The sequence below is a fragment of the Lysinibacillus sp. GbtcB16 genome (assembly GCF_019091145.1).
In the GTDB taxonomy this organism is placed as follows: Bacteria; Bacillota; Bacilli; order Bacillales_A; family Planococcaceae; genus Lysinibacillus; species Lysinibacillus fusiformis.
Window position 1 is genome coordinate 2,148,266 of the sequence record NZ_JAGXJV010000001.1, and the last position, 23,541, is coordinate 2,171,806.

The window sequence follows — 23,541 nt, forward strand, 5'->3', positions numbered from 1 at the left end:
AAAACCACCCATTTCATTGTTGTAAAGCTATATTATACCATACATACCGCCCTATTGATGATAGGTACTTAGGGATTCACTTTCTCTCATAAGGCTTAGCGGCTTCACTCGCTTTGAAATTGTAGACAGGCTTGATCATCTTAATAATATCCACTGTTTCTCCAATCGCAGATGTAATTTCTGCCATAGGCTTATAGGCCATTGGTGCCTCGTCTAATGTTTCTTCATTGACTGATGTTGTCCAGATTCCCTCCATCGTCTCTTTAAAATCTTCCATATTCAATGCTTTTTTAGCGGCACGGCGTGAGTACATACGACCTGCACCATGTGGGGCTGAATTATTCCAATCAGCATTGCCTTTTCCTATACAAATAAGTGATCCATCACGCATATTCATAGGAATAACAAGCTTCTCTCCTTTATTGGCACGGACGGCTCCCTTACGTAGCGTCATTGTCTCCGTCTCAATATAGTTATGAATCGTATCAAATGTATCTATCAACTGCCAATTCATATGTTTTGCAATGGTTTCAGCAATAGTCCAACGATTCATCTGCGCAAATTGCTGCGCGATTTTCATATCATGAATATAGTCATGGAAATGTTCGCCCTCCAGATAGGCTAACTCTTTCGGAACCACAGGATGTTTCTCTTTATAGGCTTGAATCATCGCTTGGATTTCCTTTTCTCGCCCTTGTTGTTTAAAGTCCTCTATTTTTTTAGTCAACTCTTGCTGACGTAGATTGTCATAGGCTCTTTTTTGATGCCAGTTTGCTACTTTTGCCCCCACATAACGTGAACCAGTATGAATTAGTAAATAGTACTGATTTTCCTCATCTTTAGCCAATTCAATAAAATGATTGCCTCCACCAAGTGTCCCTAACGATAGATTCGTATACTCATCCTTAAAGCCACTTGCTTTGAACTGTTTACCTTCGAACGCTAAAAATTGTCGGTCAGGCGATAGTTCCTTATGAACCTCTTGACCGCTCGGTACATACGTTCGAATGATAGTATCGAGTTTCTCATAATCAACCGTCGTTACATCTAATTGCGCTACAAATACACCACAGCCCACATCCACACCGACTAGATTTGGCACAACCCGCTCCTGTAGGTGAATGGTCGTGCCAATAACACAGCCTTTCCCTGCATGATAATCAGGCATAATACGTACCTTTGTACCTGACATAAACGCCTGATTCGTCAATTCTTGAATTTGATCGATCGCTGATGGCAATGCTGTTTCAGCATAAATTTTAGCATCCGTATAACGTCCTTTAATTTCAATCATTTTTACCCCTCCTTACCATTTATACGTATAAATGGTATGATATGTTTCATTCCATAAAAAAACGCCCTAAAAGATTGATTCTTTTAGAACGTTTTGTAAAGTTTATTCTTCGTATTGTATGGCTAGTTTATTTGGTATCTCTGGAATATCGTTCGATTTCACATCTTCTTCTTGTAAGGTTAAGCATTGCTGTGGATACATTTCCTCCACATCAAAAGGTATAGCAATACTCTCCATTTTATTATTCATTTGACTACGTGCCAATAAACCATTCCTCGAAAGATCGATGCTCAAAATAGCCTGCACCGTTTCTTCAAGCATTTCTAGATCCTTTGCTTTTAGTGGCATTTGTTCCTGCATTAAAAAAGGTTGAAGATGGTCCTTAATATAGCCCTGTGCTTCAATTAAACATGAAAATTCATTTAGTTTTTCAGCATAACGCTTTAATTGTCGCTTCTCTTTCGCACGTTGTTGATTTAATTCCTGCACTTTTTGTTCAATACGACTCATACGTTCCTTTACTAAATTGACTAAATAAGGTTGAATGTCTCGAACTGCTTGCAACATGGACGTTTCTGCTTGCAGTACATTGTCGTATTGAGCTACACAAACCACTTGTTGCTCATTTAATTTTTGCACACGCTCTTTGAAAAACTCATTTTGGGTATGTTGACCGAAGATAGCCTTCATAAGCCCTTTACCATGTATCTTTTTATGCTGTGCATCTAAGCGTTCATATTCTCGTGAATACTCACTGTGCATAGTACGATACTCCCGTAACATTTGTTGATAATATACAGCGATTTCAGTAAATTTTTCTACCTTCTCATCTTGTAAATAATCATGTTGCGAGATAGTTTGTAAGAGCTGATAAAGGGTTTGAACATGTGTAAATGTATTGGCCACTTGCTCATATTCTTGCTCATATTCCTTAACTATCGCTAAGTCACGCTGATAGCGAGAAAACTCAAATTGGGTATCGCCTGCGTACTTTTCAATATTCTCAACAGCAGACTGAAATGGGTCACGTCGTGGAATTACAGTTAATTCGAAGCGGAACCGTTCAAGCCATTGTAAGAAGCGAATTAAAATGGCATAGGTTTTTTTTTCACTATTTTCAGCCACACGATGTATGTGAGCTATTAAATGGTCATATTGACTTTTCTGCCAAAGCTCAAGGTTGTCTGTTTGCTTGGCTGCCAGTGCATTCGTTGCAGAAATAGCTATAAAATCACTCATCAAATGGCCAATACGTTGTTGTTCAGCAGTAATAAATGCGTCTGCATGCTCATCAGCATCAATACCATTGATGACACATAAAGGCTCCACTCCTTTATGCTTTAACGTATCCATTAATAAAAGCTCAGCATCAATCGCCCTAGAGCCGGCACGTAAAACCCAAAAAATTTCATCTACACGGTTCATTAGTGCTTCAGAGAAATAGGCCATTTCACCTCCCCCAGCTTCTAAGGAAACCGAGTCAATGATTGTCACAGATTTTAATAAATCATTTTTTAAATATACTTCTAAGTAATCTAAATGTTCACGTAAAATCTGCGAAGCAAATGTATCACCTGTTGTCAGTAGTTCTAATTTACTAAGATCAAATATGGCTACAACGCCATCTAAAAAATAGGCTTTAATCTCTTCTTGTTCGCCATATCGAATAAATGTATTGACACCTGTCGGATGTTGATCATTTACAGATAAAACCTCACGTCCAAGGAGTCCGTTGACTAGTGTCGTTTTGCCTACTCGTTGTTTACCGACAATTAAAATCATCGTTTGGTTATTAGCATCTTGAATAATACGATTTAAATGTTTAGCTGTATCTTTCACATATGTATTTTGGACAATAATACTGTACAATTGTCGAAGCTGATCAACAAATTGTGGCAATATATTATTCGCTGAGGTTGTATATTCGATTGGCGTATGGTCAATGTTCGTCATCCTCAAAACCTCTTTTCGTATGTATCTATAAGATCATTATAAATGATACTGATGCTTTACTAATATATAGATCAACGAAAAGAGGACAATATACTTATGCATTTATACATCAAATAGGAATTCATCCTTATACTGATACAATGTCATTTCACATTTCATTCACAATTCAGACTAAAAGAAATAGCCAATTTTATGAATTTTACTAAAATTGCCAGCGTAAATAACCTTTATTATAGCTATTTAGATCTATCTGTTCCTTTTGGAATACTATTCCCCGGTGCCCGCCATACGCGCGTAAACTTCACCAAGTGTAGGCATGCCTCCCTGTGCACTAAATTTTTCAACAGACAATGAAGCAGCAAGGTTGGCAAAGTACACTGCCTCATCTAATGATTGACCCTCTACTAAGGCATGCGCTAGTGCACCGTTAAAGGTATCACCTGCACCAGTTGTATCCACAGCAGTCGTCATATAGCCTGGAATATGAACGGGAAATATACCATCAAAATAACGCGCACCATCACTTCCTAGCGTTATAATGAGCTTATTAGGATACTTTTCTAGCAGTTGATCGATGGGCTCGTTAAAAATTTCTGCACATTCTGTTTCGTTTGGCGTTAAATAGGCGATATCCTTCATCCACTGTTTATCAAAATTTGCCGCTGGTGCAGGATTTAATAATACTGGCACTCCCGCCTCTTTACATAGTTGAATGGCATATGCTGTTGTCTCTTTTGGAATTTCCAGTTGAATGATCACCATTTGGCTTTTTTGTATCAACTCTTTGGATGCCTCAATATGTGTAGGTGCTAATTCATAGTTTGCACCAGGCACCACTACAATTCGATTATCTTGATTGTAAATAAGAATGTTAGCAATACCTGTTGGAGCTGTAGCACTATGAACAATTGCATCTGTCTTTACTTGCTCTTGCAGTAAACCTGCACATAATGTTTCACCAAAGCTATCCTGACCGACACAGCCAATCATCGCCACATCACTTCCAAGTCGAGCAGCCGCAACTGCCTGATTTGCCCCTTTTCCTCCTGGAACTGTTCGAAATGCATGGCCAAGAATGGTTTCTCCCTGCTTTGGAAAAACATTCATTTGTACAACTAAATCCATATTTAAACTTCCTATAACTGTAATCATTAATGTCCCTACCTTTCTTCTAAGCTCTATTTTAATGGAGAAAAAAGGTCAAGGACAGGGTGTTTTAAAAGCTTTTTAAAGTTTTCCTAATAATCCTTTTCTAGCCTCACGTTCAATTTTACTATCACAATCTTCGCAGGAGAATTTTCCTTTCATATTTCTTTTATACAAGGTATATTTTCTTGTCCCTTCCACAACCTCAAACGTCTTTTTACAAAAAATACAGGAAACTGAATAAGTAATCATAATCAATTCTCCTTTCAAATAACTTGCTACTTCTACATTATCAAAATATACCATTTATTCACAATTTTTTATTCAGAATATTCTTGTTAAATTTACTTCTATTCACATTCTATCCATATTTATTTGCATGGATATTTGCAAACGCATAAAAAAACTGAAGACAACTCTTAGTTTGTCTTCAGTCTCCAAAAATAGGTTAATAAGCTACTCGCTTCTCTTCATAAGCAGCGATATGGTCCTCGTATTTAAAAGTTAAGGCAATCTCATCCCAACCATTTAGCAATGTTTCCTTGTAGTATGGATCAATTGTGAAATGATAAACTGTTCCATCCTCATCTGATACCGTTTGTGCTGCAAGATTCACTTCCACTGAATATGGATTTTCTTTGCCCTTCGCTAGAATTTCATCACATTCCGCTTCTGTTAGCTTAATAGGAAGAATCCCATTTTTAAAGCAGTTATTATGGAAAATATCTGCAAAGGAAGGCGCAATGACGACATTAAATCCATAATCCAATATGGCCCATGGTGCGTGTTCTCGAGAAGAACCACAGCCGAAATTATCCTGTGCTACTAGAATTTTTGACTCTTTAAATGCTGGTTTATTTAATACAAAGTCTTTTATTTCATTGCCGTCTGCATCAAAGCGCCAGTGATAAAATAAATACTGTCCAAAGCCTGTGCGCTCAATACGCTTTAAAAACTCTTTTGAAATAATTTGGTCTGTATCCACATTTTTACGATCAAGTGGTGTAATAACACTATTTACGATATTAATTGGTTCCATTTTCAACATCCCTTCGTGTAAAAACAAGCTTTACACAGTTTCCTTTACAAATTCACGTACATCTACAAAATGACCTGCAATTGCGGCTGCAGCTGCCATTGGTGGAGATACTAAATGTGTACGAGAACCAGCTCCCTGACGTCCTTCAAAATTGCGGTTGGATGTGGAGGCACAGCGTTCACCAGCTGGGACCACATCATCATTCATCGCTAAACACATGGAGCAACCTGACTCTCGCCATTCGAAGCCGGCGTCTATAAAGACTTTATCTAAGCCTTCTGCCTCTGCTTGTTTTTTTGTAGTATGAGAGCCTGGAACAACGATTGCTGTAACATCGCCATGTACTTTTCTTCCTTTAATAACATCCGCAGCTGCACGTAAATCACTAATACGCGAGTTTGTACAGGAGCCAATAAAGACATGCTGGATATCAATGGACGTTAATGGTTGCCCTTCCTTTAAGCCCATATAATCAAGAGCTTTTTGAAGTGCTGCCTTATCGGATTCATCTTTATAATCTGCTCGTGTTGGGACGTGGCCAGAAACTCCTGTACCCATCGATGGATTGGTTCCCCATGTAATGATAGGCTCGATTTCTTCCGCTTGAATAATACGAACTGTATCGTAAGTAGCATTCTCATCAGAAGCTAGGCTTAACCAATAGTTAGCTGCTTCCTCAAATTGCTCACCTTGTGGCGCATATTTACGACCACGAATATAGTCTACTGTTGTTTGGTCAGGGGAAATAAGCCCTGCCTTGGCACCAGCCTCAATCGACATATTACATATCGTCATCCGTTCTTCCATGGACAGTTTGTGGATAGCCTCTCCAGTAAATTCCACAATATATCCTGTGCCGACTCCAATTCCGAACTTTGCAATAATGGCTAAAATAATATCTTTAGCGGCTACCCCGACTGATAGCTCCCCTTCCACACGAATCTCCATTGTCTTTGGCTTATTTTGCCATAATGTTTGCGTCGATAATACATGCTCTACCTCAGAAGTTCCAATACCAAAGGCAATCGCTCCAAATGCACCATGTGTGGATGTATGTGAGTCTCCACAGACAATCGTTTTGCCAGGCTGTGTAAGCCCTAACTCTGGTCCAATCACATGGACAATTCCTTGATCAGGATGGCCCATACCTGCAAGTTCAACACCAAACTCTTCAGCATTTTTGGCTAAAGTTTCAATTTGGTTACGTGCAATCGGATCATGGATGGTTGGTAAATTTTTTGTTGGAACATTATGATCCATTGTTGCAAAGCTTAAATCTGGACGACGTACTTGACGTCCATTCATCCGAAGTCCTTCAAAAGCTTGCGGAGAAGTTACTTCATGAATTAAATGAAGATCAATATATAACAGGTCCGGTTTGCCCTCTTCCTGATAAACAACATGTTTACCCCAAATCTTTTCAATTATATTTTTACCCATTGTCTTCACCTATTTCTTTAAATATATGTTGTCATAATGCTTTGTGAAACAAAACTAGTATCAATTTCATTAATAACCTTGTCTGTCCATTCATTTGTTGATAAAACGCGACTGCCATCACGGGCAAGATCTGCTGTAAAATAACCATCATCAAATACCGCACTTACGGCACGTTCAATTTCTGCTGCTTCTTCCTTTAAGCCAAACGAGTATTGAAGCATCATCGCTACAGAAAGAATAGTTGCTGCAGGATTTGCCACTCCTTGCCCTGCAATCTCAGGTGCTGACCCGTGTACTGGCTCATATAGGCCAAAATTATCTCCACGAATAGATGCCGACGGTAATACACCTAAAGAACCCGTAATAACAGATGCTTCATCACTTAAAATATCCCCGAACATGTTTTCTGTAACTACTACATCATAGTGTCCAGGATTTGTAATCAGTTTCATCGCTACAGAATCTACTAGGTTATGTTCCACCATAACATCTGGGTATTCTTTTTTCTTTGCTTCTACGACTTCTCGCCATAAACGACTTGTTTCAAGAACATTCGCCTTGTCAACAGAGCATAACTTGCCTCCACGTAAACGTGCTAGCTCAAAGGCATTTTCAACGATACGCTCTACTTCTGCTTTCGAGTAAACAGTTGTATCAATTGCGCCATTTTCAGTACGCATACGTGGTTCCCCGAAGTATACGCCACCTGTTAGTTCACGAACAATCATTAAATCAACGTTTTCAGCTACTTCACGCTTTAATGGTGAAGCATCTAGTAAACTCGGGAACGCCTTTACAGGACGTAGATTAGCAAATAAATCAAAGTGTTTGCGAATTCGCAATAATCCCTTTTCAGGGCGTAATTCAGGTGGATTCTGATCCCACTTTGGCCCTCCAACTGCTCCTAGTAGAACCGCATCACTATTCTCACACATCTCAATTGTTTCATCTGGTAGTGGATTATTGTGTTGGTCGATGGCAGCGCCCCCGATTGTTCCATACCCTAAATGGAAAGTATGATTAAACCGTTTACCAATCACTTGTAATACACGCACAGCAGAAGCAACAACCTCTGGCCCAATTCCGTCACCAGGAAGTACTGTAATTTTTTTCTCCATCATCAAAACACCCTTCTTTATATAGCGCATTCGCTAATTTAGTAAAGACGCTCACCAAATTTATGAGTGATGAGCGTATTCAATTTTCTTGATTAACCTTATACGCCATGATTATTGCATCCGACTTGTGAATGGTACCTCACACATTTCACTACTTGTAAAACTGGACGATTAATTAAACTGGATGTGCACGAAGACTATCTTTTATTAAATGACGGTTAATAGCATTTAAATAAGCTTTCGCCGATGCTTCCAAAACATCCTGAGAGGAGTTGCGGCCAGTCGTCGATACATGATCATAACGAATATTTATAACAGCTTCACCAAGTGCATCACGGCCTTTACCCACTGATGTCACACGGTAATCAATCACATGAACAGCACTTGGTACTAGCTGCTCTAGCGTGTTAAAAATGGCTTCTACTGACCCAGAACCAGTGGCAACTACTGTTTTCTCTAATCCCTCTGGTGTTAGCACAATGGCTGTGGCCGTCGGAATATTTTCTGTACCATATTGCACTTGAACCATTTTCAATTCAAATAGTGGCACATCCTCTAACTGAATTTGCTGTTCCGTAAGAAGAGTCAGTAAATCTTCCTCTGTAATTTCCTTTTTACGATCCGCCAGTTTTTTGAATTCTATAAACGCCCTATTCAACTTTTCATCTGATAGATCAAAGCCCATTGTTTCAGCTCGATCACGGAAGGCTGCTCGACCAGAATGTTTTCCAAGAACTAAAGGTATTTCTCCTTCACCAATCAGTGCTGGTGAAATAATTTCATAAGTTTCTGGATTTTTTAACACACCATCCTGATGAATACCCGATTCGTGTGCAAATGCATTTTTCCCAACAATCGCTTTGTTTGGTTGAATCACAACGTTTGTCAATTTACTGACTAATTGGGACGTACGTTTAATCTCTTGCAGTTGTATTCCTGTTTCTACCTGATAAAAATCCTTACGTATATGAAGGGCTACGGCAATTTCTTCTAACGCTACATTGCCTGCTCGCTCTCCAATGCCATTAATTGTTCCCTCCACTTGTGCAGCACCATTTTCAATTGCCGCCAATGTGTTGGCTGTTGCCATTCCTAAGTCGTCATGACAATGGGCAGAAAATTTGACTTTATCAGCGCCTTTTACGTTTTCCAGCAAATACTTAAATAATGCACCATATTCGTAAGGGGAGGCATAGCCGACTGTATCAGGGACATTAATCGTTGTGGCCCCAGCGGCAACCACTTCATTCATAATTCGTACTAAAAATTCACGATCTGAACGGAATGCATCCTCAGCAGACCATTGTACAAGGGGAAAGTATTTTTTCGCATATTTAACGGCTTCAACCGCTTGCTCGATCACTTGTTCTGGTGATTTTTTCAGCTTGTATTCCATATGGATGGGCGAAGTAGCTAGAAAAATATGAATATGTGGTTGTTGGGCTACTTTAATAGCTTCCCATGTCGTATCAATATCCTTTTGGATACAACGAGCAAGGCCCGTTACAACTGAATTTTTTACTGTTTCAGCAATGCGATGGACTGCATCAAAGTCACCGGGTGACGAAGCAGGAAACCCTGCTTCAATAATTGTCACACCAAGGCGCTCAAGCTGTTTAGCTATTTCTATTTTCTCTGCTGTATTTAAATTGATACCAGCAGATTGTTCACCATCGCGAAGCGTAGTATCGAAAATATCAATTTTTCGCACTTGTCGCCACTTCTCTTACCACTTTTTCTTTACCTTCGTTGATGAATGGCATCATCTCACGTAGTTTTGCGCCTACTTCTTCGATTTGATGGTTCGCACCAGCCTCTTTGAACTTTGTATATTCAGGACGACCATTTTCATTTTCTTGAATCCAACGGCGAGCAAACGTACCATCTTGGATATCCGTTAACACGTCTTTCATACGACCTTTTACAGACTCATCGATGATGCGTGGTCCTGCCACATAATCTCCCCACTCTGCTGTATCTGATACGGAGTAACGCATTGTTGCCATTCCACCTTCAAACATTAGATCAACAATTAGCTTTAACTCATGTAGTGTTTCGAAGTATGCTAATTCTGGTTGGTAGCCTGCTTCCACTAACGTTTCAAATCCTGCTTTTACTAGCTGTGTTGCGCCACCACAAAGTACTGCTTGTTCGCCAAATAAATCTGTCTCTGTTTCTTCTTTAAATGTTGTTTCAAGAAGGCCACCACGTGCGGCACCAATGCCTTTACCGTAAGCAAGTGCTAAATCTTTTGCTTGGCCCGTTGCATCTTGATGGATAGCGAATAAACCTGGTACACCAGCACCTTCTTGGAATTGACGACGAACTAAATGCCCTGGCCCTTTTGGCGCTACTAAAAATACGTCTACATCTGCTGGTGGTGTAATTTGCCCAAAGTGAATATTGAAGCCGTGTGCAAACATTAGCGCTTTCCCTGCTTGTAAATGTGGAGCAATTTCTGCCTCATACACAGCTTTTTGTCGCTCATCTGGTAGTAAAATTTGGATTACATCTGCTTCTTGTGCTGCTTCAGCCACTGTTTTTACGTCAACACCATCTGCTTTAGCAGCATCGAAAGATCCTCCTGGGCGAACCCCTACTACTACGTCAAAGCCTGATTCTTTTAGGTTTAATGCATGTGCATGACCTTGTGAGCCGTATCCGATAATAGCGATTTTCTTTCCTTTTAATACTTCCTCGTTAATATTTTGTTCATAGTACATTGTAGCCATTGTTGTTTCCTCCTAGAATTTGGTTTATTTTCACAGCTCTAGATGCATGTCATTTTGGTAGTGCTCACATCTAAAGCTATCAATTTTATAGGCAAACTATTTTAAAATAGAGAGCTGCGGATTCGAGATCTTTTGTGTTTCACGAACTGAGGCAGTTGCTCCTGTACGTGTAAGTTCTTTAATGCCATATGGTCGAATGAGTTCAATAAAGGCATCTATTTTGTCTGGGTGTCCTACGACTTGATACGTCACTACATTTTTAGCTGTGTCAATTATTTGAGCACGGAACGGTTCGACAATCGAATTCATTTCCAAGCGTAAATTTGGTGGTGAAATGACCTTTACTAGTGCTAGTTCTCGCAGGACAATTGATTTTTCAGTAATATCATTGACCTTTAATACATCAATTTGTTTAGATAATTGCTTCACCAGTTGTTCAATTTTGCCTTCATCCTCTACATTGACAACAAATGTCATTTTTGAAAAATTCGGTTGCTCTGTATGACCAACTGTAATGGATTCAATATTAAACTGACGTTTCATAAGTAAACCTGTTAATCGATTTAACACACCACTTTGGTTAATCACAGTTACGGTAATTACTCGTTTCAATTCTTTTTCACCCCAATCATTTCATGTAGGCCTTTGCCTGGTGCTACCATTGGGTATACACATTCAAGCTGTTTCACACGACAATCGATCAACACAGGCTCATCAGAAAGTAATGCCTCTCGGAAAATAGCTTCCGCTTCATCAATTGTGTTAATGCGATAGCCTTTAATGCTATATGCATCCGCCAATTTAACAAAATCCGGTTGGATTGGCATAAGTGAGGATGAATAGCGCTCTTCATAGAATGTTTCTTGCCATTGGCGAACCATTCCTAAACAGCTATTATTCAAAATCACTATTTTTACTGGTAAGTTAAATTCCTGTAGAATGGACAGCTCCTGTGCAGTCATTTGAAACCCTGCATCTCCTACAATCGAAATAACTTTTTTGTCTGGCTTCGCAAATTGGGCACCAATTGCGGCTGGGAAGCCGAAGCCCATCGTACCAAGTCCACCAGACGTTACCCATGCATGATCATTATTTAAATGATAGTATTGCGCTGTCCACATTTGATGCTGACCAACATCTGTTGTCACAATGGCATCACCCTCTGTAATTTTATGAACTAATCGCAATGCCTCTTGTGGTAAAATTTCCTGATCATGATCATTCTTGCAATACCATAATGGATACTCATTGGCGTGATTTCTTAAATAGGCTAGCCAATCCGTTGTATCAGGACCATCAAAATCCTTTTTCAGTATCGCTTTCAATGCTTCTTTTGCGTCTGCCACAATCGGAATATCTGTCGGTACGTTTTTACCAATTTCAGCAGGATCAATATCGATATGAACAATTGTCGCATTTGGTGCAAATGTAGCTAAATTACCTGTTAAGCGATCGTCAAATCGAGCACCAATATTAAGTAATAAGTCTGCCTTTGTTATTGCTGTGTTCGCTGTTGCCGTACCGTGCATGCCGGCCATCCCTAGGAATAATTCATGTTCACCGTGGATGGAGCCTAAGCCTAGTAAAGTATTCGTTACAGGGATACGGTATTTTTCAGCGAATGCTGTTAATTCTTCACGTGCGTCTGCAAAAAGAACACCTGCACCAGCTAAGATGACTGGATTTTTTGCTAAAGAAATTGCTTGTATCGCCTTTTGGATTTGTAAGTAGTTAGGCTTATAGGTTGGTTGATAGCCTGGTAAATAAATTTCATCTGGTGCTTGAGGCGGATTTTCTACATCAAACAGCATTTGTGAAACGTCCTTTGGGAAGTCAACGACAACTGGCCCCTTACGACCTGTGCTGGCAATATGGAAAGCTTCTTTGACAATACGTGGGATGTCATTTACATCTTGTACTTGATAATTATGCTTAGTAATTGGTGTAGTAATACCCATAATATCCGCTTCTTGGAAAGCGTCTGTGCCAATAACAGAAGTCGCAACCTGACCAGTAAATACCACTAAAGGTATGGAATCAATCATGGCATCGGCTATCCCTGTAACAAGGTTTGTTGCGCCTGGGCCACTTGTAGCAATGACAACACCCGTTTTCCCTGAAACACGCGCATAGCCTTCCGCCGCATGGATGGCACCCTGCTCATGTCTTGTTAAAATATGACGGATTGGATTTTTATACATCGCATCATAAATTGGTAATACAGCACCACCTGGATAGCCAAAGATGATTTCAACACCCTGATCGTGCAATGCCTGCACTAGTACATCGGCCCCGTCCTTTGCTTGATAGGTTTGCTCAACTGTTGCAGTTGTTGCTAATTGTTCTTTTTCATTGATTGAAACATTCGCACTCATCAATATGCCTCCTTTATTTCTTTCAAACTCACACATCAGTGTTGTAGATTAATGAAGTGTCACTAGCTGGTTAGTCTATACTCTCCTCCTGAAGAAGGAGAGTTAGCTCATTCCATTATGAAAATAATAAAAAGCCTTTTTCTCCACACGCAAAGAACTACCTTACGTAGGGATGAAAAAGACTTTCCATGGTACCACCCTTTTTTATAGCAAATAATTGCTACCTCGCGAATAAATGACAGCATTTATGCACCAATGCGGAATATATCGCATCCAATAGGGTGTCATAAAACATTTATTCATTAATAACGAGCACTTTCGACTATGCCCGAAGCTATCTAATGGTGTAAACACGTTTAATAGCTCACTCCGAGGGGATGTCGGATCTAGTTGTATCGCCGGCTTCCAGCACGACCGGCTCTCTGGTAGATACAAGGCTCTAGAACCTTTAACCTCATCAACGTTTTCATTTATCTAGTTTTAAATCTTCATAACGCCACCAGTGGAAGCGTTCGTCACTAATTTTGAATATCTTGCGAGCCAACCTCGTTTGATTTTAGGCTCAAAGACTGGTAATTTTGCACGACGTTCAGCTAAAACTTCCTCTGAAACTTGTAAATTAATCGTACGATTTGGTAGATCAATTTCAATCATATCTCCGTCTTCTACTAAAGCAATTGGACCACCTTCAGCAGCTTCTGGTGAAATATGTCCGATTGAAATACCGCGTGATGCCCCTGAGAAACGACCATCTGTGATCAATGCCACCTTTGTACCAAGGCCACGACCTTGAATTGCAGATGTTGGTGCCAGCATTTCCGGCATTCCTGGGCCACCTTTAGGACCTTCATAGCGAATGACGACTACATGGCCCTCTTTCACTATTCCATTATCAATATTTTCTTGTGCTGCCTCCTGTGAATCAAAAACGATGGCTTGACCTTTGAAGACTTGGATGGAAGGATCTACTGCGCCGACTTTAATCACGGAGCCTTCTGGTGCAATGTTACCGAATAACACCGATAAACCACCTACAGCACTATATGGATTTTCTTTCGTTCGAATGACTTGATTATTTGTAATGTGATGATCTTTAACTAACTCACCCATTGTCATTCCTGCCACTGTTGGACGATTAGGATGTATAGCACCTGGAATAGACACCAATTCATTAATAATGGCACTAACGCCACCAGCTTTATTAATATCATCCATTGAAATATCGGAAGCAGGCATGATTTTTGCTAAATAAGGTACTCGTTCTGCAACTTTATTAATATCCTCAATGTTGTAATCTATTTCTGCTTCATTGGCAATGGCTAATGTATGTAGAACGGTGTTAGTAGATCCACCCATAGCCATATCTAATGCAAAAGCATCGTCAATTGCCTCTTTTGTAATAATATCGCGTGGCTTAATATCTTCCTTTACCATACGAATTAATTGTTTTGCCGCTTCTTTAATGAGTTTGTGACGCTCTTCAGAAGTAGCTACAATTGTTCCATTACCTGGTAAAGCAACCCCTAGCATTTCCATTAAACAGTTCATAGAGTTTGCGGTAAACATCCCTGAGCAGGAACCACAAGTCGGACAAGCATTATTTTCAATATCTAATAGCTCTTCGGCAGACATTTTTCCTGATTTATGAGCACCGACACCTTCAAAAACAGACGTTAATGAAAGCTGTTTGCCTGATGCAGATGTACCGGCCTCCATTGGACCACCAGACACAAAAATCGATGGTACATTGGTACGAACAGCTGCCATAAGCATACCTGGTGTAATTTTGTCACAGTTTGGAATATAAAATACGCCATCAAACCAGTGTGCATTAATAACCGTCTCAGCTGAGTCTGCTATAATTTCACGACTTGGTAATGAATAGCGCATACCAATATGCCCCATTGCAATACCATCATCGACACCAATTGTATTAAATTCGAATGGAATACCACCCGCTTCAATAATGGCTTCTTTTACAACATCAGCGAACGTACGTAAATGAACGTGACCTGGTATTATGTCGATATAAGAGTTACAAACCCCAATAAATGGCTTGCCTAAATCTTTTGCTTTTACTTTGCCTGTTGCATATAAAAGACTTCGATGTGGCGCTCGATCTACGCCTACTTTTATCATGTCACTTCTCATTTTAAACGCCCCTCATTTATTGCTTTCCATACTATGTTCGTTGCTATATACAAAATCAAAATCTTCTGTCTATTTATTTTTTGTTTATAGATAACAGCTTTCTAGAGTACTACTGCTGTAACGAACGTGTTAAATTGTTGTTATCATAGTACGAAAAAAAGGTCTCGTCAACACTATTTTTTGAATTGTTTAAACAATTCAAAAAATCTGTCAAAATTGAAATCGTTTACATGCTGATTAAGCATCAGTTTTATCTCGTTTTGATAAAAATTTTGACATTTCGTTCAAATTTTAATTTTTTAAAAATATAGAACAATAATTTTCTAAATATGAACAAAGAGTTGGAAAGGGCGGAAAAGGAGATAGCGCTTACAATAGAAATAATTTTTTTAAATATCCTGTAAAAAACACATGATCAGGATCATATTGGTGTCGAATGTTTAAAAATTTTTCAATTTCAGGATATAATTCATAAACCTTTTGAGCGGTTAAATGATGTTGTTTGCCCCAATGTGGACGACCTTCATATTTCTGCATTAACGTATGCACCCATTTAAAATAGGGCTCCTCCGACATTCCTTTATACATATGGAAGGCGATAAAGGCAGATTCACGCCCCTGTGTTGGGCTTAAAAAACCAGCTTCCCCTGCAGTTGTTCGACATTCTAATGGAAAATGAACATTAAAAATACGCTTTTTAAAGGTTGCATGAATTTCCTCTAGACAAGCTTCAAATTGAGATAATGGGATGGCATATTCACTTTCCTGGAACTTCACACTACGAGGTGAAGGATAAATTTCATAGCTTATACCTATTTTTTCACTTTCCACCACATTAGCCGCTGCTATTTTACTCATGGCACCACTTAAAGCTGGTTTCCACTTACAAAGCTCAGACATCGCAAAAAAAGCACCATTTTCTACAATTTGTAACTTAAGGTTTTCTATTTTCTTATTCCATTCACTTTGATAGACAGGAGCCACAACATTCATTCGCTTTACTTGAATCGTCTCACTACCAGGGAAATAAAACCATTCCACATGACGATGTTGTTGGATATCCTCCGCAAACCCGATGAGTCCATTCGCTAAAGTATCTCTTGCCCCCACATAATGCAGACCATATAATGGCATGACTTTAATCGTTACTTTAACAAGAATACCGAGCATTCCTAGCGATACATGAAGTGCTTCAGACAAATCATCTAATCCTCGTCGATGCTCCTGATAAGTTCCCGTCCCATCCACAAACCCCCACGACATCACGGCTGAGGATAAAGAACCAAGTGTAACACCTGTGCCATGAGTCCCCGTTGAAACGGCACCTGCAATAGTTTGCTCCTGAATATCTCCCATATTAATTAATGCAAATCCATGCTTTGCTAGCATTGGTCCAATTTCATATAAATAGGTTCCAGCCCATAATGTAGCCTCCTGCTTTTCCTCATTCACAGCGATCAATCCGCGCATATTATGTAAGGAAATAGCTATATGCTCCGGCATTGCCACAGCGCTAAACGAGTGTGCTGCACCTGTAACACGAATTGTCTTAGCAGATTCGCGTGCATGTCTAACAATCATTGAAACTTCTTCAATGGAATGCGGTAAATACATTTCACTTGGATAGGAAATAACATTCCCAGCCCAATTAGTCCATTTTTCTCCATTCTTCCATTTTTCTATAGAAAACATTGTCCATCCCCCCTGTATGTTGTATAAGATCCTACATACTTGTCCCCTCGAACACCATGTAATAATTGGAATCGTTCACAAAGCTCCCCAGCCTTGGCATGTCGAAAATAAATGGTATCGCCAATTTCAATGTTTTTCCCTTTGACCTTAATCGGTGTTTGCACCTCTCCTGCCCCTTCTAAGTTAAGATATGCAAAATTGGTAGGTTCATAGAATACAGGTAACCGATCAATACTGATCGCACCAGAAGCTGTATATCCCCCACCATGACAAACAACGATATTTTTTTCAGGCTGTCTCGTGACACGCAAGGCAAATCCGGCTGCTTTTTCAAGCTGCAAATGGGTAAATTGATCGAACAGAGCAGGGGCATAAAAGGCAGAACCAACCGTAATTTCAGTCACTTCTTTCTGCTGAGTTGTGTAAGACATACTACCTGAGCCTCCTCCATTAACAAAACGTAAATTTGGAAAATAGGCTTTAATATGAGCGATAGCTAATCGACGAAATTGAGTGACCTGCTTTTTCGCCTGTGCTTGCATGGCTTCTATTACTCTACCCTTTACTACATTCGATGGACGATTACCAACACCAGCGATTTGCGCCTCATAGCCCATAGCCCCTACTACTTCAATAGAAGGATTATTTTTTATGGCTTGCAAAAATGGAGTTAACGTTTCAAGGGAATATAATGATGAACGTTTCGTACCAAAGTACAATAATTTGAAATCATTGGATACATTAATATCGATGCAAATTGGGACACGCACACCCATTTCATTCCCTAACTTCGCTAATAGTTGGATATGTTCCTGTCGATCAACCATAAATGTAACGGTTTTCCCCTCTTGAACAAAGTGTAATAATTGACGTATAGCCGTCTCTTCCATCACTGGATAGCCCAGTAATACATCATCAAACTGTTGCTGTAGTAAAAAAATTGTCTCTGCTGCTGTAAAAGTCATAAACCCAACTACATTCACAAGTTGATGTTGAATATAGCGAAGCACCTCAACTGAACGAATCGATTTTGTTGCTAGACGAATTGGTTTTCCCCCACATGCACCCTGTACAATTTGAATATTTTTATCAAGTGCATCAAAATCCAACCACGCAAATGGCCGTTCCAAATGACCAAACGGTTGATCCCATCTTGTTGTCATTTAATCCCTCCCTTTTAAGTACTAAGTATTAGACATGTAATAGAATAATTCCTTTAATCAAAATAAAAACAACCGTGAGCAGTTAACTAACAATGCCTACACGGTTGTTTTTAAAATGGGACAAACATTTCATTCACCTTTCTATTAAATTGGTTACGATGCGTAGAGGAAATCCGCTGCTAGATTTAATAAAACTAACAAATGCAAGCCCGCAATTAGTAAACCTTGACGATTTAATCGTTTCATTACAGCCATATTCATATATAACACGCTCCTTTTTCACATTATATTCTTTTTTAGCTCATTTTTCAAACTATTCAAATAATGGAAAATTACCCATTTAAAAAGACTACCTATTAGCAATGTGCTAAATAAATTTATGCATGGGCGATTGAGGTGATGAATCAAAAAAATTTTTACGAATGAATAGGCTGTTTTTGCAAATAATTTTAGAAAAGGCTCATTCATTTCTTTCGAAAGTAGGTGAATGTATTTTAGGTACGATTTGAAGGCGCAAACATACTATAGAAGTAAGCGATAATCGGTGTATGTATCATATAAAAGCTGTTATATGTAATGTAGGCATATTCACAACAAATTATGCAGATGATTTGGCTGTCACTCCAGCTAAAAGGTTAACGACAGCCGGATAAAATCATGTAATTATTACTAAAAAAGATGGCAACGTTTAATCTGCTTCATTCAGGGTATAACTAAGTAATCGCCATTATATCTTAACTTTAAGGAGATGAGAAATATGATTAGTTTCATTTGGTATTTAATCATCGGAGGGATTCTTGGATGGTTAGCAGGCGTAATTTTAGGTAAGGATGTACCTGGTGGTATCATTGGTAATATTATTGCGGGGATTGTCGGTTCTTGGATCGGTAGTATGGTTTTAGGGAACTGGGGATGGAGAGTTAGTGATTTCTACGTATTCCCTGCGTTAATCGGTGCTATCGTGCTGATATTTATCGTAAGCCTTATTCTCAAAGGTATGCGTAAAGCAACTTAAATATGCGATGAAGAGCCATCCAATGTGATGGCTCTTTATTTTTCCTGATGTAAAAGAACTGCCGTTTTTAACTCATCGTGATAAGCGTTGTACAATTGATAGTAAGACAACACATCTTCCACATATTCCTCACTGTGATTATATTGAAAAACCGCCTTTTTAATTTCACCTTGTGCGGCACCATATTTCGACAAGTAATTAGCTGCACTAAAAACTGCATCCTCTATGTCATATGGATCAGCAACCCCATCACCATTTGCATCAACTCCATATCCCCCGTATTTCGCAATGGTCTGCGGGCTCATTAGTTCAGTCTTGGATATATCGCCCTTCCCTAAACCTGAGCAAGTGGGATGCTTCCAGCCAACAAATGTGCAAGGCATAAATTGCATATGCCCTTCTGCACCTGCTGACGATACCATCGTTTTCACTGTCGAAAAACGAGTCTCAATGCGATGATGTGCAGCAAGTAAGGTCCAAGGTACGCCATACTTCTCCTCCGCCGCTATGTATACAGGAATAAATTTTTCAGGAATGCTTATATCAAAATGCTCCTGAATTTCTTCTATCGCCTTTTCCTGAGCAAGCTTTTCAAAAATCGGTAAGGTTTGAAGCTCCTTCCAAGCAAAAAAGGTAAGGACGTATACGGTTATTGCAATTGGAATCAATAATGCTATCATACCCAATTTTGTCGCGGGTGATAACATCGGTTTGTTATTCTTTTTTTTAGCCATAAGTCACACCTAATCTAGTAGTCTACTTCCATATTACCAAATTTTTCGAAATAAGTAGTGAAATTTTTTAAGTCATACAACCTAGCAGCATAGGACATCATTTCCACTACGAAAGCAGTTGAAAGACTTGGGAAAAATATAGTAAAATACAAATTGATTAATTTTAAGGATCATAATAGGGAGGAATTTTATTTTGTGGAAAGACTTTAAAGAATTTGCGATGAAAGGCAATATTATCGATTTAGCAGTAGCGGTTGTCATTGGTGGTGCTTTCGGTAAAATTGTAACCTCCTTAGTTGAAAATATCATTATGCCATTAGTTGGTGTGTTAACAGGTGGTATTGATTTAACAGCAAGCTTTGTCTATGGCTCGGGTGACGCTCAAATCAAATTAGGCGTATTTTTACAATCAATTATTGATTTTTTAATTATTGCGTTTGCAATTTTTATGGCTTTACGAATTATGACGAAGCTTACCAATAAAAAGGAAGAAGCAGTCGTGGAAGAACCAACTCCTGAGCTGGATGCCAAGGAAGAGCTTCTAAAGGAAATCCGCGATTTATTAAAAAAGGAACAAGCCTAATATCTATCGCTACTTCGAATCTGTCTCATTCCAATGAGGCAGATTCTTTTTCATTAGCAGAAAAATACCTCCAATGGCTTTTCTTCAAATCCACATTGCTCCCTCAACGATTAATGAACTTACTTCCAGTGAAGCCGCATTGTCAGACATAGAAATAATCCATTCCCCACTATAACCTACTATTCCTACGTGATTAACATAAAATAATCTAGCTAATTTTCTGAAATCACCCTTGTTCTTCTTGAATATCCATGTTAAATTGGTAACAATTATTGAGATTACTACTATTAAATGAAAAGCGAATAGTCCCGCTTTACATAATATTGGAGAAAAGAGTGACGTCATGACATTAAACAGAAGCATTGAAACAAAACTAGTACAACTAGGTAATTTAAGTGACCCAACAACGGGAGCGGTTAGTCCACCTATTCATTTATCAACGGCTTATAAACATGCTGGGATTGGGGAATCTACAGGCTTTGACTACACACGGACAAAAAATCCAACCCGTGCTCTTTTAGAAGCAGGCTTTGCTGATTTAGAGGGTGGCGATATGGGCTTTGCCTGTAGCTCTGGGATGGCTGCCATCCAATTAGTATTATCTATATTTAAACCAGGCGATGAATTAGTGGTGCCAGATGATTTATATGGCGGTACATATAGACTATTTAACTTCTTCCAAGAGACATATAATATTAAGCCTGTTTATTCAAAATTCGAATCAGTGGAGGAGGTAGAAGCATTAATAAATGAAAATACACGTGCCTTATTCATCGAAACACCAACGAATCCGCTTATGCAGGAATTTGATTTACAGGTGTATGCTGAGCTTGCACATAAACACGGTGCTTTGTTAATTGTAGATAATACATTCTATACACCGTACTTCCAACGTCCTATTGATTTGGGAGCAGATATTGTGCTTCACTCCGCAACAAAGTATATTGGCGGACATAATGATGTCTTAGCTGGGATCGTAGTAGCTAAAGGCACAGAATTAGCTGAACGCATTGGCTTTATTCATAATGGTAGTGGCATGGTGCTTGGTGCTATGGATTCTTGGTTACTTATTCGTGGCTTAAAAACAATGCACCTTCGCTTAAAGCAACATGATGCCAATGCCAAAGCTATTGCTGCTTACTTAGAGGAAGAGGCACTAGTTACAGATGTCCTTTATACAGGAAAAGGTGGTATGCTGTCATTCCGCTTACAAAAACCAGAGTGGATTGACCCATTCCTTCGTAACTTAAAGTTAATTACTTTTGCTGAAAGTCTTGGTGGTGTGGAAAGCTTTATTACATATCCAGCTACTCAAACACATGCAGATATGCCTTATGAAGAACGAGTTGAACGTGGTGTTTGCGATCGTTTACTACGCTTCTCAGTTGGTATTGAGGAAGCAGAAGATTTAATCGCAGACTTACAACAAGTATTTGATATCCTAAGAAAAGAGGCATAATGATGAAGCAACATATTGAAACTAGCCTCATTCATGCGGGTGTTCGTGATGGCTACTCAAATAAAAAAGGGGCAGTCAATGTTCCTATGTACCTTTCCTCTACTTTCCACCAAGAGAGTATAGATGAGTTTGGCGAATATGATTATGCGCGTTCTGGTAACCCTACGCGCGATGCTCTAGAAAAAGCGATAGCAGAGCTTGAAGGTGGAGTTCGTGCCCATGCCTTTTCTTCAGGGATTGCTGCGGTTTCAGCCGCTTTAATGCTGTTATCACAGGGCGACCATATCGTCATGACTGAAGATGTTTATGGTGGAACATATCGTTTTGTGACAAAGGTATTACCACGCTTTGGGATTTCCCACACTTTTGTAGATTTCACAGATATAGCAGCCGTGGAAGCTGCAATAACGCCGGCTACAAAACTGCTTTATATGGAAACACCATCTAATCCAACGTTAGGCATTACAGATATTTGTGGTGTAGTAGAGCTGGCGAAACAACACCAATGTCTCACATTTTTGGATAATACATTTATGACACCATTACATCAACGTCCGTTAGAACTAGGTGTTGATGTCGTTATTCATAGTGCGACGAAGTTTTTATCGGGGCATTCTGATATTATTGCAGGATTAACAGTCACAGCTGATGAAAAGCTAGGACAGGACTTATACTTTATCCAAAATTCATTTGGCAATATATTGGGCGTGCAGGATTCCTTTACACTCTTGCAAAACATTAAAACGACAGATGTCCGCTTTAGCCGTTCTGCACAATCTGCTCAAAAAATTGCTGAGTTTTTAGCAACTCATACACTGGTGGAACAAGTCTATTACCCTGGATTATCCTCACATCCAGGTCATAACATCCATCAGCGTCAAAGTACAAGCTCTGGAGCAGTTTTATCTTTCCGCTTACCAAGCTATGCTTCCGCAAAAGCATTAGTCGAGGCAATGAAAATTCCAGTTTTCGCTGTTTCACTTGGTGGTGTGGAATCCATTCTTTCCTATCCGGCAAAGATGAGCCATGCCGCTATGGAGCCTGAGGAACGTGCCAAACGTGGGATCACAGATGGACTTTTACGTTTTTCTGTAGGACTCGAGCATGTAGATGATTTAATAGCCGATTTCGCACAGGCTTTAGAGGTCGCTGCAAAAGCTTAATCGAATAAACATTAAAACCGCGCCAATAATGACGCGGTTTTTCTGTACGCTCAATTTTTCACCTTAGCCAATACGCGATATAAATAATCGCCATGCCCCTTAGCTAACAAAGTATCTTGCTCAGCTGATATCCAGTAAAAAGAAAAAAGTAAATCTGCTTCATTCAACCCAGTAGGATAATGTTGCCAGGTGTCCTTTGTTTCTCCGGAGATAGTTAAATGATAAAAATAGCGTTTCTGTAAAACACCTGATGGATGGTTAAAGTAATCCTGTGCAATGAGCTCTTGAACAACAAGTGTTGTTAGGCCTGTCTCCTCCAGCATCTCCCGCTTTACGGCCTCTAAAGGTGTTTCCCCTTCTTCAATCGTACCTTTGGGAACTTGAATACCTGCCCCTACTGTATTTTGTTCAAATACGAGAACTTGAATTTGCTCCCCATGCTCTCTTGTAATATAGCCAAATGCTTTTTCAACTACTTGCATGA

The 23,541-nt window shown here is 39.4% G+C and carries 20 protein-coding genes; 4 read left to right on the forward strand and 16 right to left on the reverse strand.

Annotated features, from left to right (window positions below):
- Positions 1–76: 76 nt before the first annotated feature.
- The 14 genes from KVT27_RS11005 to KVT27_RS11070 all read right to left on the reverse strand — a co-directional run bounded on the left by KVT27_RS11005 (position 77) and on the right by KVT27_RS11070 (position 18,103).
- Positions 77–1,294: an RtcB family protein gene (locus KVT27_RS11005; protein ID WP_036148890.1), complete on the reverse strand. Its 1,218-nt coding sequence runs from the start codon at positions 1,292–1,294 to the stop codon at positions 77–79.
- Positions 1,295–1,396: 102 nt separating this feature from the next.
- Positions 1,397–3,247 carry a dynamin family protein gene (locus tag KVT27_RS11010; RefSeq protein ID WP_036126721.1) on the reverse strand — a complete coding sequence of 617 codons (1,851 nt, stop codon included), beginning with the start codon at positions 3,245–3,247 and terminating at the stop codon, positions 1,397–1,399.
- Between the two features lie 267 nt (positions 3,248–3,514).
- The gene (gene rbsK / locus KVT27_RS11015; RefSeq protein WP_036148891.1) at positions 3,515–4,399 is read right to left on the reverse strand and encodes a ribokinase; all 885 of its coding nucleotides are present in this window, start codon (positions 4,397–4,399) and stop codon (positions 3,515–3,517) included.
- Between the two features lie 75 nt (positions 4,400–4,474).
- Positions 4,475–4,645, reverse strand: a complete 171-nt coding sequence (locus tag KVT27_RS11020) for a hypothetical protein (protein ID WP_008180501.1) — start codon at positions 4,643–4,645, stop codon at positions 4,475–4,477.
- 196 nt (positions 4,646–4,841) lie between these two features.
- Positions 4,842–5,432, reverse strand: a complete 591-nt coding sequence (leuD, locus tag KVT27_RS11025) for a 3-isopropylmalate dehydratase small subunit (RefSeq protein ID WP_036148892.1) — start codon at positions 5,430–5,432, stop codon at positions 4,842–4,844.
- A 30-nt stretch (positions 5,433–5,462) separates the two neighbouring features.
- A complete protein-coding gene (gene leuC / locus KVT27_RS11030; protein WP_036148893.1) occupies positions 5,463–6,872 on the reverse strand; it encodes a 3-isopropylmalate dehydratase large subunit in 1,410 nt (469 codons plus the stop codon).
- A gap of 17 nt (positions 6,873–6,889) precedes the next feature.
- Entirely contained in the window at positions 6,890–7,990 is a 1,101-nt protein-coding gene (leuB, locus tag KVT27_RS11035) for a 3-isopropylmalate dehydrogenase (protein WP_036128076.1), read from the reverse strand.
- Positions 7,991–8,165: 175 nt separating this feature from the next.
- Positions 8,166–9,701: a 2-isopropylmalate synthase gene (locus KVT27_RS11040; protein WP_036148898.1), complete on the reverse strand. Its 1,536-nt coding sequence runs from the start codon at positions 9,699–9,701 to the stop codon at positions 8,166–8,168.
- The gene (ilvC, locus tag KVT27_RS11045; protein WP_036148906.1) at positions 9,688–10,722 is read right to left on the reverse strand and encodes a ketol-acid reductoisomerase; all 1,035 of its coding nucleotides are present in this window, start codon (positions 10,720–10,722) and stop codon (positions 9,688–9,690) included. The genes KVT27_RS11040 and ilvC overlap by 14 nt, the downstream gene beginning before the upstream one ends.
- Before the next feature lie 96 nt (positions 10,723–10,818).
- The gene (ilvN, locus tag KVT27_RS11050; RefSeq protein WP_036126735.1) at positions 10,819–11,334 is read right to left on the reverse strand and encodes an acetolactate synthase small subunit; all 516 of its coding nucleotides are present in this window, start codon (positions 11,332–11,334) and stop codon (positions 10,819–10,821) included.
- Entirely contained in the window at positions 11,331–13,097 is a 1,767-nt protein-coding gene (ilvB, locus tag KVT27_RS11055) for a biosynthetic-type acetolactate synthase large subunit (RefSeq protein WP_217581287.1), read from the reverse strand. The genes ilvN and ilvB overlap by 4 nt, the downstream gene beginning before the upstream one ends.
- A 480-nt stretch (positions 13,098–13,577) precedes the next feature.
- The gene (gene ilvD / locus KVT27_RS11060) at positions 13,578–15,248 is read right to left on the reverse strand and encodes a dihydroxy-acid dehydratase (protein WP_217581288.1); all 1,671 of its coding nucleotides are present in this window, start codon (positions 15,246–15,248) and stop codon (positions 13,578–13,580) included.
- Positions 15,249–15,617: 369 nt separating this feature from the next.
- A complete protein-coding gene (locus KVT27_RS11065) occupies positions 15,618–16,940 on the reverse strand; it encodes a D-arabinono-1,4-lactone oxidase (protein WP_036126741.1) in 1,323 nt (440 codons plus the stop codon).
- Positions 16,928–18,103, reverse strand: coding sequence for an amino acid deaminase/aldolase (locus KVT27_RS11070; protein ID WP_217581289.1), 1,176 nt, complete (start codon positions 18,101–18,103; stop codon positions 16,928–16,930). The genes KVT27_RS11065 and KVT27_RS11070 overlap by 13 nt, the downstream gene beginning before the upstream one ends.
- 757 nt (positions 18,104–18,860) lie before the next feature.
- On the opposite strand from KVT27_RS11070, the gene KVT27_RS11075 reads away from it, so the two are divergent.
- Entirely contained in the window at positions 18,861–19,118 is a 258-nt protein-coding gene (locus tag KVT27_RS11075) for a GlsB/YeaQ/YmgE family stress response membrane protein (protein ID WP_004231402.1), read from the forward strand.
- Positions 19,119–19,153: 35 nt separating this feature from the next.
- On the opposite strand, the gene KVT27_RS11080 is transcribed toward KVT27_RS11075, so the two are convergent.
- Complete coding sequence (locus tag KVT27_RS11080) at positions 19,154–19,852, reverse strand: lytic transglycosylase domain-containing protein (protein ID WP_036126745.1); 699 nt, start codon at positions 19,850–19,852, stop codon at positions 19,154–19,156.
- Between the two features lie 193 nt (positions 19,853–20,045).
- Between KVT27_RS11080 and mscL the strand changes: the two genes are divergently transcribed.
- The 3 genes from mscL (at position 20,046) to KVT27_RS11095 (ending at position 23,057) form a co-directional block, all read left to right on the forward strand.
- Positions 20,046–20,435 carry a large conductance mechanosensitive channel protein MscL gene (gene mscL, locus KVT27_RS11085; protein ID WP_008180473.1) on the forward strand — a complete coding sequence of 130 codons (390 nt, stop codon included), beginning with the start codon at positions 20,046–20,048 and terminating at the stop codon, positions 20,433–20,435.
- 343 nt (positions 20,436–20,778) lie between these two features.
- Positions 20,779–21,894 (forward strand): methionine biosynthesis PLP-dependent protein, encoded by a 1,116-nt coding sequence (locus tag KVT27_RS11090; RefSeq protein ID WP_217581290.1) that lies wholly within the window; start codon positions 20,779–20,781, stop codon positions 21,892–21,894.
- Between the two features lie 2 nt (positions 21,895–21,896).
- Positions 21,897–23,057 (forward strand): aminotransferase class I/II-fold pyridoxal phosphate-dependent enzyme, encoded by a 1,161-nt coding sequence (locus KVT27_RS11095; RefSeq protein WP_217581291.1) that lies wholly within the window; start codon positions 21,897–21,899, stop codon positions 23,055–23,057.
- Positions 23,058–23,107: 50 nt separating this feature from the next.
- On the opposite strand, the gene KVT27_RS11100 is transcribed toward KVT27_RS11095, so the two are convergent.
- Positions 23,108–23,539: an NUDIX hydrolase gene (locus tag KVT27_RS11100; RefSeq protein WP_217581292.1), complete on the reverse strand. Its 432-nt coding sequence runs from the start codon at positions 23,537–23,539 to the stop codon at positions 23,108–23,110.
- Positions 23,540–23,541 lie beyond the last annotated feature (2 nt).

What these genes read in the sequence shown, in the direction of transcription:
- leuB (WP_036128076.1), bottom strand. Translation starts at nt 7,990, where the DNA reads ATGGAGAAAAAAATTACAGTACTTCCTGGTGACGGAATTGGGCCAGAG.
- ilvC (WP_036148906.1), bottom strand. Translation starts at nt 10,722, where the DNA reads ATGGCTACAATGTACTATGAACAAAATATTAACGAGGAAGTATTAAAA.
- KVT27_RS11065 (WP_036126741.1), bottom strand. Translation starts at nt 16,940, where the DNA reads ATGTTTTCTATAGAAAAATGGAAGAATGGAGAAAAATGGACTAATTGG.
- KVT27_RS11005 (WP_036148890.1), bottom strand. Translation starts at nt 1,294, where the DNA reads ATGATTGAAATTAAAGGACGTTATACGGATGCTAAAATTTATGCTGAA.
- leuC (WP_036148893.1), bottom strand. Translation starts at nt 6,872, where the DNA reads ATGGGTAAAAATATAATTGAAAAGATTTGGGGTAAACATGTTGTTTAT.
- KVT27_RS11075 (WP_004231402.1), top strand. Translation starts at nt 18,861, where the DNA reads ATGATTAGTTTCATTTGGTATTTAATCATCGGAGGGATTCTTGGATGG.
- KVT27_RS11095 (WP_217581291.1), top strand. Translation starts at nt 21,897, where the DNA reads ATGAAGCAACATATTGAAACTAGCCTCATTCATGCGGGTGTTCGTGAT.
- KVT27_RS11070 (WP_217581289.1), bottom strand. Translation starts at nt 18,103, where the DNA reads ATGACAACAAGATGGGATCAACCGTTTGGTCATTTGGAACGGCCATTT.
- KVT27_RS11080 (WP_036126745.1), bottom strand. Translation starts at nt 19,852, where the DNA reads ATGGCTAAAAAAAAGAATAACAAACCGATGTTATCACCCGCGACAAAA.
- ilvB (WP_217581287.1), bottom strand. Translation starts at nt 13,097, where the DNA reads ATGAGTGCGAATGTTTCAATCAATGAAAAAGAACAATTAGCAACAACT.
- KVT27_RS11020 (WP_008180501.1), bottom strand. Translation starts at nt 4,645, where the DNA reads ATGATTACTTATTCAGTTTCCTGTATTTTTTGTAAAAAGACGTTTGAG.
- KVT27_RS11100 (WP_217581292.1), bottom strand. Translation starts at nt 23,539, where the DNA reads ATGCAAGTAGTTGAAAAAGCATTTGGCTATATTACAAGAGAGCATGGG.
- KVT27_RS11090 (WP_217581290.1), top strand. Translation starts at nt 20,779, where the DNA reads ATGACATTAAACAGAAGCATTGAAACAAAACTAGTACAACTAGGTAAT.
- KVT27_RS11010 (WP_036126721.1), bottom strand. Translation starts at nt 3,247, where the DNA reads ATGACGAACATTGACCATACGCCAATCGAATATACAACCTCAGCGAAT.
- leuD (WP_036148892.1), bottom strand. Translation starts at nt 5,432, where the DNA reads ATGGAACCAATTAATATCGTAAATAGTGTTATTACACCACTTGATCGT.
- ilvD (WP_217581288.1), bottom strand. Translation starts at nt 15,248, where the DNA reads ATGAGAAGTGACATGATAAAAGTAGGCGTAGATCGAGCGCCACATCGA.
- rbsK (WP_036148891.1), bottom strand. Translation starts at nt 4,399, where the DNA reads ATGATTACAGTTATAGGAAGTTTAAATATGGATTTAGTTGTACAAATG.